A 10,088-nucleotide genomic window follows, 5' to 3' on the forward strand; every position below is an offset into this window, starting at 1 on the left:
AGCCCGGGGTGGCCGCACTCTCGAAGTCAGTGGCGTCAGCCGACGATTCGCTCCACGATCCAGTCGACCAGCGGCTTGGTCACCTGGCTGTGCACGGTGTTCTCGCTGTCGCACTTGAACTCGTCGAGCGCGCTCTTCTCGTCGGCCCCCTCGACCTTCTCGTACGGGTCGACGTCCCACTTGACCGGGTCGTAGTCGAGTGCGACCGCGCTCACGGAGGGAACGAAGCAGCTGCGCTCGTACTCCGTCGGAATGGTGGCCCCGAGCGCCTTGGCGATTCCGCCGAAGGTGTCGAGGATGCCTCCGGGCGCACCGTCGAGGCCGGGGACGTGCGAGGTGAAGCCCCGCCGTACCTGGCCGGCGGCCCGCATCTCGCCGATCGGCTTGTGCTCGCCGCCGTCGGGCTGGAAGTTCGCCTGGACGTAGTGGACCAGCGGTACCTGGACCTTGAACACCTCCTGTCCGGCCGGCAGGTCGCGGCCGGTGCTGTTGCCGGTGCCGTTGGCCACGCCCAGCTTGCGCGGCCGCTGCGGGAACTGGCGGAGGTCCCTCAGCTCATTCAGGAACTGCGTGCGCAGCTCGCTGGCGGTGGCGACCGGACCGGAGTACTTCGCGTCCGGGACCCAGGCGTACAGCAGCTGCTGCGCGGCGGGGCTCCTGATCAGCTCGGCCTTCTTCACCTCGCCGGGCGGGACCGGCAGGGCCTCGAAGAAGTAGGCGAGCTGCTGGAGGACCAGGGGGATCCAGGCGCCGTTGTGCGGGGAGTCCCAGGAGAGGTAGGTCCCGGTCTGGTGGTCCTGCTTCCGGTCCTCCATCTCGGCGAGGGCGTAGCGGGTGATGATGCCGCCCATGCTGACCCCGCCGACGATCAGCTCCGCCTTGCCGTGTCGCCGCTGGATGACCTCTTGGATGGCGCTGATCACCACGCCGGCGTTGGCCTGGATGTAGGTGTGCCGCTGTTCGAAGCCGATCAGGACGACGTCGATGCCGGCGGCGAGCAGCTGGTCGAGGAAGCCGACCGTGCTGCCCGGGTAGGGCGCGTTGAAGTGGGCGAACAGCGCCGGCAGGTCACTGGGGCCGTAGTTGAAGCCGTCCGCGAAGATGAACGGCCGTTCCAGCTCGTCGTGGCCGTCGGCGAGGTAGACCGCGGCCTCACCAACGGCCACTTCCCGCCGGTACGGTCGGGCGGACCGCAGCGGCAAGGTGTACTTCGGCTCCCGGTCACCAGCGCGCGCCACGCCGGTGGGGGTGCCGAACCACGGGCCCTGCGGCAGGTGCTTGGCGAACTCCGCCACCTTCTCGGCCGAGGACTTCTCCTCGGCCTGCGTCCACGTCAGTTCGACATCGATCCTGGCTTCCTGTGCCATGGGGACTGCTACCACCTCTGCGTTGGTGCGTTCACGAATCTGACGCGGCGCACCGCGACAGCACGTGAACGGGCATGAAATGAACGGGGGTTGCCGCGACTTCCGCGCATGACGAGATCCACTCCGCGCCCTCACGAAGACTTACCGCAACCGCACCATCACTCAATGTGCCGTAGGTTCGCACAAAAACCGGACCGCCGCGCCGATAGCACCCTTCAGCAGCTGGACCAGTCGGCCAGCGACCGACCCCGTAGGGGACCTACAGCAACGACTCGCCGGGGGCCCACATACAGAGATCGTTTGCGAGCAGGCGTGCATGGCTCGCTGTGCCCGGCCTTCACCTTTCAAGGTGGGTGAGTCTCATCTGATCTGGCTTGTTCCACCAGAGCCGTGATGGTCGTTTCCGCGGAGGGGACACGCGTGGTGATCGGGATGCTCGCCGGCACACCCCGTAACGGGGTCGGTCCTGCACTTCAGGTTGGCCAGCGGGCGAGTATGTGGCCGTCGTGGGGGCGGCGGTCGCGGGAGCGGCGCAGGTCGGTGGTGACGTAGGTGCGTTGCAGTCGGCGCAGGCCTGCCACGGCGTCGGCGATGTAGTGGTCCCCGAATCGGATCAGGGAGGCGTATTGGGCCGCACGGCGATGGCGCATGAGCCGTAGTTCGGCTACGGCGCTGTCGGGGCCCTCGGGCTTCTGAGCGATGGAACGACGCAGATGCACCATCGAATACGCGAGGGTGACGCGCCGTTCACCATCGACGACGCGTCCGACAGCGGAGCCTCACACAGGTCTTCCAGACCGCGGTGGACCGCAGACGAGGCCGTCCGCTTCCTCCGGCACTGCCATCAGGCAGACCCGGACATGGCCGACCTGTTCGAGCTCCTCATCGGCACCGGCATGCGCAAAGGAGAGGCCCTCGGTCTGCACTGGGACGACGTCCACCTGGCCGAGCGTGTCCTCTATGTACGTTGCACGCTCTCCGCGATCGACAACAACCACCTCGTCATCACCACGCCCAAGACCCGTACCAGCCGGAACTGGGTCGCCATCTCACCCCGCGTCGCCACCGCACTCCAGCACCGGGCCCGGTCAAGGGCCCGCCGCCACAGCGACCCCAGCGATCCATTGACCGGACTCGTCTTCTGCAGACCCGACGGCCGACCCCTGCGACCCCACACCGTCCTCGACCGGCTCCGGCAACTCTCCAAAGAGGCCGGTGTACCGCGGGTGACCGTTCACGACCTGCGGCACCTGGCCGCCACCATCACCATCACCGCAGGCGTGCCGCTCACCGTCGTCTCCAAGACCCTGCGGCACTCCACCCTGTCGACCACCGCCAACATCTACAGCCACCTCACCCAACAAGCAGCCCGAGAAGCCGTCGACACCATCGACCACACCCTCACCCGGGCCCAGAAACGAAACGACCGACGGGCCTGGCTGGAACGGCTGCGACCACCACGCGACCACATCCACCGGCTCCGCGAGGCTGTGCGCCGACTCCGCTCCCCCGCCGTTCCCGGCTTCAGCACCAGGGCCAGCCAACCGCAGACTGGACGTGCGACCACCATGGCCCCGGACACACAAAAGGCCGCCCTCTCATTAGCGAGAGAACGGCCTCCGACCTGCGTGAAGCAGAGTCGGGACGACAGGATTTGAACCTGCGACCCCTTGACCCCCAGTCAAGTGCGCTACCAAGCTGCGCCACGTCCCGGTGCCCGTCTGACCTGGGGTTTCCCCCGGCCGGTCGTGCACGAGAACCATACCTCACTCATGGCCGTGTTCCAGTACGGGGAGCGACGGCGGGGGACAATGGGCGCATGGAGACTTCTTCTCGCCGGGACCGGGACGCCGAGGGGCGGGCGCGCAACGCGCGGCCCAGGGACGGGCTCGGGCGGCCGCTGCCGTATGGAGCGTCCGGAGTGGAGCGGCAGCCGGAGGGTGTGGCGCGTACCCCGGACGAGACCGTGCGGGAGGCGCAGCGGCTGCTGGACGCGGGGATGCCGTTCCACGCGCACGAGGTGTTCGAGGACGCCTGGAAGGCCGGGCCGGAGAGCGAGCGCGAGCTGTGGCGGGGGCTCGCGCAGCTCGCCGTCGGGCTCACCCACGCCGCGCGCGGCAACGCGAAGGGCGGCGCCGCACTGCTCACGCGGGGCGTTGACTCGTTGGGGCGGTATGTGGGGATACCGCTGTACGGGATCGACCTGCCCGGGCTCATGGCGTGGGCGCGGGAGCTGGCGGAGCGGCTGGCGGGGCCGGTGGACGCGCGGGCCGAGGCGCCGAGGCTCACCGGCTGAGCGGGCCCCGCTCCGGACCGCCCCGGCTCAGTCGCCGACCAGGACCACTTCCAGCGTGCGCGGGCCGTGCACCCCCTCCACCCGGTCCAGCTCGATGTCGCTCGTCGCGGACGGGCCCGAGATCCAGGTCAGCGGGCGGGTGGGGTCGAGGCGGGCCATCGCCTGGGGGACCGACGCAACGACCTGATCCGGCGCCCGTACCACGCAGATGTGGTGGTCGGGGACGAGCGTGATGCGGCGTCGGCCCTGGTCGGGGCTGCCGTCCAGGACGAGGGTGCCCGTCTCGGCGATGGCGAGGGCGCACCCCGTGACGACGCTGTCCACGACGTCCAGTTCGGCCGCGGTGGATTCGGACCGGTCCGGGACGCGTACGGCGGCGGTCGCGCCGAGCCACTCGGGGGGCAGCCCGGCCGGGACCAGGACCGTCGACGAGCCGCGCTCGGCGAGCAGCCGTGCCAGGAGCGCGGGCAGCCCCTCGGCGTCCGTGCGGTGCACGAGCGCCCGGTACTCCGCGAGGTTCTCGTGCAGCAGGTCGAGTACGGCGGCGGGGTCGTCCGGGGTGTGGGCCCTCAGGTAGTCGCGGACGACCTCGGGGGCCTCGCGGGCGTCGGCCACGGCGGTGCGGACGCGGGCCAGGATGCGGTCGCGGGAGCTGGGCCCCGTGCCCGTACTCGAAGCGGCGCCCGTCTCGCCATCCCCCCGCCTCATCGGCCCTCCCCCTTCCACCAGTCGCGGAACGACTTCTCCGGCAGCTCCGGCAGCTCACGGCTGTCCGTCCAGGCCCCGGTGCCCGGCAGCTTCTTCGGGTGCAGCCGGCGGGTCCGGGTCGCCGCGCGTTCGGCCGCCGCCATCACTCCCGGCCGGTCCATCGCCCAACTCGCCGCCTTCATCGCCGCCTTCTCAAGCCGGTGCCCCTTGCCGCCCCGCTCCGCCACGCGCTCGCGCAGATGGACCAGCACCTCGGGGATGTCGATCGCGACCGGGCACACCTCGTAACACGCCCCGCAGAGCGACGAGGCGTACGGCAGCGAGGCGTCGATCTCGCTTGCGGTGCCCCGGAGTTGGGGGCTGAGGATGGCGCCGATGGGGCCGGGGTAGACCGAGCCGTACGCATGGCCGCCGGCCCGTTCGTACACCGGGCAGACGTTGAGGCAGGCCGAGCAGCGGATGCAGCGCAGCGCCTGGCGGCCCACCTCGTCGGCGAGCGCGTCGGTGCGCCCGTTGTCCAGCAGGACCAGGTGGAAGACGGAGGGGCCGTCGCCGTCCGTGGTGCCCGTCCACATGCTGGTGTACGGGTTCATCCGCTCGGCCGTGGACGAGCGCGGCAGTGTCTGGAGGAAGACCTCCAGGTCCTGCCAGGTGGGGATCACCTTCTCGATGCCGACCACGGAGATCAGCGTCTCGGGGAGGGTCAGGCACATCCGGCCGTTGCCCTCGGACTCGAAGACGACGAGGGTGCCGGTCTCGGCGACCATGAAGTTCGCGCCGGAGACTCCGACCTTGGCGCGCAGGAACTTCTCGCGCAGGTGCAGCCGGGCCGCCTCGGCCAGTTCGGCGGGACTGTCGGTCAGACCGTCCGGGGCCGAGCGGCCCCACTTCCCCATCTCCTCGCGGAAGATGTCCCGGATCTCGCCCCGGTTGCGGTGGATCGCGGGGACCAGGATGTGGGACGGACGGTCGTGTCCGAGCTGCACGATCAGTTCGGCGAGGTCCGTCTCGTACGCGGAGATGCCCTCGGCGGCGAGTGCCTCGTTGAGGCCGATCTCCTGTGTGGCCATCGACTTGACCTTGACGACCTCGCGCTCCCCCGTGGCCTTGACCAGGTCCGCGACGATGCGGTTGGCCTCGTCGGCGTCGGCGGCCCAGTGGACGGTGCCCCCGGCCCGTACGACGGACTCCTCCAACCGCACCAGATGGCGCTCCAGATGGCGGAGGGTGTGGTTCTTGATCTGTTTGCCCGCTTCGCGCAGCTGCTGCCAGTCGGCGAGTTCGGCGACCGCTCTGGCGCGTTTGTCGCGGATGGTGTGGGTGGCGTGCCGGAGGTTGGCGCGCAGGGTGCTGTTGCCGACCGCGCCCCTGGCCGCCTCGGGGAAGGCGGGCATGCCGACGAAGGTGCCGCTCATGGGTGGGACTCCGCTTCTGTCCTGCACAGGGCATCTGTCCTGCATACGGCTTCTGTCATACGTACGGCGTCTGTCATACGTACGGCTCCGCTTCCGTGCTCGCCAGGATCTCGGCGAGGTGCAGGGGCCGCAGGTCGCCGCCCCGGCGACGGAGGATGCCGCCGAGGTGCATCAGACAGGAGCTGTCGGCGCCGCAGAGCACCTCGGCGCCGGTGGTGAGCGCGCTGTTCACCTTGTCGGTGCCCATCGCCGCCGACACGTCCGGGTTCTTGAGGGCGAAGGTGCCGCCGAAGCCGCAGCACTCCTCCGCGCCGGGCAGTTCGCGCAGCTCCAGGCCCTTGACGGCTTCCAGCAGCCGGCGCGGCCGCTCCCCGAGACCCAGCGTGCGCAGACCGTGGCAGGAGGGGTGGTAGGTGACGGTGTGCGGGAAGTACGCGCCGACGTCCGTGACGCCGAGGACGTCGACGAGGAACTCGGACAGCTCGTACACGCGCGGAACGAGCGATCCCGCGATCTCACCGAGCTCGGTGCCCCGCCCCTCGGCCGCCGCCTTGCGGGCGATGCGGGGGTAGTTGTCGCGGACCATCGCCGCGCAGGAGCCGGACGGGGTGACCACGTGGTCGTACCCCTCGAAGACCGCACCCATCCGGCGCACCAGCGGCTCGGTCTCACGGCGGTAGCCGGTGTTGAACTGGGCCTGTCCGCAGCACGTCTGGCCAGGCGGGAAGTCGACCTCGACGCCGAGGCGTTCGAGGAGTCTCACCGTCGCGATGCCCGTGGCCGGGTACACCGCGTCATTGACGCAGGTGACGAAGAGTGCGACACGCATGGTCGGAGGATAGGCGGTGGGCCCCGGCCCCGGTAGGCCTCGCTGCTCGCGCCCTCCTACGGATGCGGCAGACTCGGGGCCGTGAGAAAGATCTATGTGATCGGCATCGGGGCGGGCGACCCCGACCATCTGACGCTCCAGGCCGTCAAGGCGCTGAACAAGGCTGATGCCTTCTTCATCATGGAGAAGGGCGAGGCGAAGTCCGACCTGACCCGGCTGCGCAGGGACATTCTCGACGCACATGTGACCGGGCGGCCGTACCGGCTCGTCGAGGCGCGGGATCCGGAGCGGGACCGCAAGACATCGGACTACTCCCCCGCCGTCGACGACTGGCGGCGCCGCCGTGCCGACCTCTACGAGCGCTTCATCGTGGACGATCTGGCCGAGGACGAGTGCGGGGCGTTCCTGGTGTGGGGCGATCCCGCGCTGTACGACTCCACGCTCGGCATCCTGGAGGAGATCCTGGAGCGGGGCGCGGTGGAGTTCACCTACGAGGTGGTGCCGGGCATCAGCAGCGTCTCGGCGCTCCTCGCCAAGCACCGGACGGGTCTGAACCGGGTGGCCAGGCCCGTGCAGATCACCACCGGGCGGCGGCTCGCGGAGGGCTGGCCGGAGGACGTCGACGACGTGGTGGTGATGCTGGACGCGCGCCAGGCCTTCACCCGCCACCTCGACCAGGACCTGTACATCTACTGGGGTGCGTACGTCGGCACGCCGGACGAGATCCTGGTCCAGGGTCGCCTCTCGGACGTCTCCGACCGCATCGAGGAGCTGCGGGCGCGGGCGCGGGAGCGCAAGGGTTGGATCATGGATACGTATCTGCTGCGGCGGGGCTGAGCAGCGCGAGCACGGTGTGTACGTCCGGGGCGGTACGCACCCCTGCGGGCGGGCCGGGCCGCCGCACCACCACGACCGGCAGCCCGAGCTCACGGGCGGCGGTGAGCTTGGCGGCGGTGGCGGGGCCGCCGCTGTCCTTGGTGACGAGCACGTCGATGCGGTGCTCCCGGAGGAGCGCGCGCTCGCCGTCGAGGGTGAAGGGGCCTCGGTCGAGGAGGACTTGGGAGTGGCGGGGGGTCGGGGGGTCCGGGGCTTCGACCGACCGTACGAGGAACCAGAGGCCGTGGAGGGGGTCGGCGCCGTCCTGCGGGACGAAGGCGTGGAGGCCGAGGCGGCCGGTGGTGAGGAACACCCGGCGGCCGAGGGCGGGCAGCAGGGCGGCGGCCTCGTCGAGGGTGTGCACGCTGTGCCAGCGGTCGCCGGGGGCGGGGGTCCAGCCCGGGCGGCGCAGCGCGATGAGCTCGGTGCCGGTGCGGCGGGATGCCTCTGCCGCGTTCTCGCTGATGCGGTGGGCGAAGGGGTGGGTGGCGTCGAGGAGTGCGGTGACGTGGTGCTCCCGCATCCAGCGCGCCAGCCCCTCGGCTCCGCCGAACCCGCCGGTCCTGAGCTCGCCCGGGAGCGCCCTGGGTGCGGCGACGCGGCCGGCGAGGGAGGTGGTGACGCGCATGCCGGAGGCGGTGAGGGCGGTGGCCAGCGCGCGGGCTTCGGCGGTGCCGCCGAGGATCAGGGCGTGGGGGGCGGGCATGTGGCCGAGGATAGTTCCCCCGCCCCGCCCGTTCCCGCTGTGACGTGTGCGACTCCGCCGCGTGGCCTCCGGGGCGGGTGGGGGCGAGGTGGTCTCCCGGGGGCTACGCACCCGGCCCCTCGGGCGTGGCCCGCGGCCCCTGCACCCCGCTTCGGGGTTCCGCCCCACCCTGTTCGCCTACGGGTCCGCTGTGGCTGGTTGCGCAGTTCCCCGCGCCCCTGAAGGGCGGGAGCTCCGCTCCCTGCCCCCCGCTTTCGGGGCTCCGCCCCGGACCCCGCTCCTCGAACGCCGAGGGGCTGGGGGTGCCTTAAGGTGCGCGGGGAACTGCGCAACCAGCCACAGCCGACCCGCAGACAAACACCCGGCCAAGAAGGGCCGCGGGGAACTGCCCGACCAGCCCTCACCGAACCCGCAGACGAACCGCACCGCACCGCACCGCACCCCCCACCCGCACCGCGCCCCGCACCGCGCCCTCACCACACCACCTCCACCACCTCCGGCGACCGATGGATCAACGTCGGCCGCATCGCCACCGGCGCGTCCGGCGCAGCCAGGCGCAGGGTCGGGAAGCGCGTGGTCAGGAGATGGATCGTCAGGCTGAGTTGTTCTCTCGCCAGTTGGGCACCGGGGCAGCTGTGGGCGCCGTGGCCGAAGGCCAGGTGGCGGGACGGGGGGCGGGTGATGTCGAAGACGTCGGGGCGTTCGTGACGGCGGACATCGCGGTTGGCCGAGCCGAATGCCACGAAGACGGCGGCCCCCGTGGGGAGTTCGGTCCCGGACAGCAGCACGGGGCGCGTCGTGATGCGGCGGAAACCCTGTAGCGCCGTGTCGTAACGCGCCGCCTCCTCGATCGCCGCCGGAATCAACTCCGGCTTCTCGCAGAGCAGTTCCCACTGTGCGCGGTGGCGCAGCAGATGAAGGACAGTCGTGCCGATCTGCGCCGTCGTCGTCAGATGGCCCGCAAGGAGGAAGTTCTGGAGGTGGGCCACCAGCTCGTGGCGCTCCTCCAGGGTCAGCTCGCCGGTGCCCGGCGCCAGCGCCGTCAGCAGGCCCGTGCACAGGTCGTCGCGCGGCCGGGCCCGTCTCGCCCGCAGATAGGTGTCGAGCAGCTGCTGCATCGTCACCACGTCCCGCGCCGCGGCGATCTGCTCCGGCTCCTCCAGCGGCCGGAACAGCAGTTCCTCCGCCCGGTGTCCGCCGCGTACCGCCACCGGCACGTCCAACGGGTCCAGGCCGATCAGCCGCCCGATGACGTCCCCGGGGAGCAGCATCGCGTACTCCCCCATCAGCTCCGCCCGCCCCCGCGCCGCGAAGGACTCCACCAGGGCGGTCGCGCGCTCGGTCGCGTACGGGAGTACGGCGGCGACCCGGGCGGCCGAGAGGCCGTGGACGATGGGGGCGCGCAGCCGTTGGTGCCGGGGGCCGTCGGAGGTGACCACGACCGGGCGGCCGCCGAAGCCCGAGCCGAGCTCGGCGAGAACGGCGGGGCCGGGGATGACGTCCGGGCGCAGGGCGTTGGCCGATGAGAACGCCTCGGGGCGGCGCAGCACTTCCCGTACGTCGGCGTCGCGCGCGACCAGCCAGGCGTCCAGCTCGGGGACGAAGGTCAGGCCCTCGGCGCGGCGGGCGCGCGCGTAGTGCGGATAGGGGTCGCGCTGGAGCGCGTCGAGCCGTGCGTGCTCATGCCTGTCCACAGGCTCATCGTGTACGAAGTGGCTCGATGGCGGAAGAGCACCCGTAGGGCCGGAAGTGCCCCCTGGCCCGGGACTCACCAGGGGCGAGGCGGCCGCCGGGGCCCGGGGAGGGGGCCCCGCGGCCCCCCCGCCCGCGGCCGGCATCCGGGGGCCGCCCCCCCAAGAGACGGGTGGACCCCGGCACCAACCCCAGTCGC

10 protein-coding genes and 1 tRNA gene are annotated in these 10,088 nt (G+C 71.4%); 3 read left to right on the forward strand and 8 right to left on the reverse strand.

Annotation, left to right across the window (positions count from 1 at the left end):
• Window positions 1-35 precede the first annotated feature (35 nt).
• Both ACFWA7_RS38675 and ACFWA7_RS38680 read right to left on the reverse strand, forming a co-directional pair.
• Window positions 36-1,367: a hypothetical protein gene (locus ACFWA7_RS38675; RefSeq protein ID WP_385546621.1), complete on the reverse strand. Its 1,332-nt coding sequence runs from the start codon at window positions 1,365-1,367 to the stop codon at window positions 36-38.
• Between the two features lie 473 nt (window positions 1,368-1,840).
• Window positions 1,841-2,089, reverse strand: coding sequence for a hypothetical protein (locus ACFWA7_RS38680; protein ID WP_385827869.1), 249 nt, complete (start codon window positions 2,087-2,089; stop codon window positions 1,841-1,843).
• Here ACFWA7_RS38680 and ACFWA7_RS38685 point away from each other — a divergent pair.
• Window positions 2,081-3,025 (forward strand): site-specific integrase, encoded by a 945-nt coding sequence (locus ACFWA7_RS38685; protein ID WP_385827871.1) that lies wholly within the window; start codon window positions 2,081-2,083, stop codon window positions 3,023-3,025. The genes ACFWA7_RS38680 and ACFWA7_RS38685 overlap by 9 nt on opposite strands.
• Here ACFWA7_RS38685 and ACFWA7_RS38690 read toward each other — a convergent pair.
• A tRNA-Pro gene (locus tag ACFWA7_RS38690) sits at window positions 3,007-3,080 on the reverse strand. The two genes, ACFWA7_RS38685 and ACFWA7_RS38690, sit on opposite strands and share 19 nt — an antisense overlap.
• Before the next feature lie 106 nt (window positions 3,081-3,186).
• On the opposite strand from ACFWA7_RS38690, the gene ACFWA7_RS38695 reads away from it, so the two are divergent.
• Window positions 3,187-3,663, forward strand: coding sequence for a DUF309 domain-containing protein (locus ACFWA7_RS38695; protein ID WP_385827873.1), 477 nt, complete (start codon window positions 3,187-3,189; stop codon window positions 3,661-3,663).
• Between the two features lie 27 nt (window positions 3,664-3,690).
• Here ACFWA7_RS38695 and ACFWA7_RS38700 read toward each other — a convergent pair whose 3' ends face one another.
• The 3 genes from ACFWA7_RS38700 to ACFWA7_RS38710 form a co-directional block, all read right to left on the reverse strand.
• On the reverse strand, window positions 3,691-4,371 hold the full coding sequence (locus tag ACFWA7_RS38700; protein ID WP_385827875.1) for a lactate utilization protein C: 681 nt from the start codon (window positions 4,369-4,371) through the stop codon (window positions 3,691-3,693).
• Entirely contained in the window at window positions 4,368-5,786 is a 1,419-nt protein-coding gene (locus ACFWA7_RS38705; protein ID WP_385546635.1) for a LutB/LldF family L-lactate oxidation iron-sulfur protein, read from the reverse strand. Before ACFWA7_RS38705 ends, ACFWA7_RS38700 begins: the two co-directional genes overlap by 4 nt.
• A gap of 73 nt (window positions 5,787-5,859) precedes the next feature.
• The gene (locus ACFWA7_RS38710) at window positions 5,860-6,615 is read right to left on the reverse strand and encodes a (Fe-S)-binding protein (RefSeq protein WP_385546638.1); all 756 of its coding nucleotides are present in this window, start codon (window positions 6,613-6,615) and stop codon (window positions 5,860-5,862) included.
• Window positions 6,616-6,696: 81 nt separating this feature from the next.
• Between ACFWA7_RS38710 and cobF the strand changes: the two genes are divergently transcribed.
• The gene (gene cobF, locus ACFWA7_RS38715; protein WP_385546641.1) at window positions 6,697-7,452 is read left to right on the forward strand and encodes a precorrin-6A synthase (deacetylating); all 756 of its coding nucleotides are present in this window, start codon (window positions 6,697-6,699) and stop codon (window positions 7,450-7,452) included.
• Here cobF and ACFWA7_RS38720 read toward each other — a convergent pair.
• The gene (locus tag ACFWA7_RS38720; protein WP_385546643.1) at window positions 7,421-8,197 is read right to left on the reverse strand and encodes a cobalt-precorrin-6A reductase; all 777 of its coding nucleotides are present in this window, start codon (window positions 8,195-8,197) and stop codon (window positions 7,421-7,423) included. The genes cobF and ACFWA7_RS38720 overlap by 32 nt on opposite strands.
• Before the next feature lie 473 nt (window positions 8,198-8,670).
• Window positions 8,671-9,891, reverse strand: a complete 1,221-nt coding sequence (locus tag ACFWA7_RS38725; protein WP_385546646.1) for a cytochrome P450 — start codon at window positions 9,889-9,891, stop codon at window positions 8,671-8,673.
• Between the last annotated feature and the right edge of the window lie 197 nt (window positions 9,892-10,088).

It is taken from the genome of Streptomyces sp. NPDC059994 (assembly GCF_042737755.1).
In the GTDB taxonomy this organism is placed as follows: Bacteria; Actinomycetota; Actinomycetes; order Streptomycetales; family Streptomycetaceae; genus Streptomyces.

What these genes read in the sequence shown, in the direction of transcription:
- ACFWA7_RS38675 (WP_385546621.1), bottom strand. Translation starts at nt 1,367, where the DNA reads ATGGCACAGGAAGCCAGGATCGATGTCGAACTGACGTGGACGCAGGCC.
- ACFWA7_RS38685 (WP_385827871.1), top strand. Translation starts at nt 2,081, where the DNA reads ATGCACCATCGAATACGCGAGGGTGACGCGCCGTTCACCATCGACGAC.
- ACFWA7_RS38680 (WP_385827869.1), bottom strand. Translation starts at nt 2,089, where the DNA reads ATGGTGCATCTGCGTCGTTCCATCGCTCAGAAGCCCGAGGGCCCCGAC.
- ACFWA7_RS38695 (WP_385827873.1), top strand. Translation starts at nt 3,187, where the DNA reads ATGGAGACTTCTTCTCGCCGGGACCGGGACGCCGAGGGGCGGGCGCGC.
- ACFWA7_RS38700 (WP_385827875.1), bottom strand. Translation starts at nt 4,371, where the DNA reads ATGAGGCGGGGGGATGGCGAGACGGGCGCCGCTTCGAGTACGGGCACG.
- ACFWA7_RS38705 (WP_385546635.1), bottom strand. Translation starts at nt 5,786, where the DNA reads ATGAGCGGCACCTTCGTCGGCATGCCCGCCTTCCCCGAGGCGGCCAGG.
- ACFWA7_RS38710 (WP_385546638.1), bottom strand. Translation starts at nt 6,615, where the DNA reads ATGCGTGTCGCACTCTTCGTCACCTGCGTCAATGACGCGGTGTACCCG.
- ACFWA7_RS38720 (WP_385546643.1), bottom strand. Translation starts at nt 8,197, where the DNA reads ATGCCCGCCCCCCACGCCCTGATCCTCGGCGGCACCGCCGAAGCCCGC.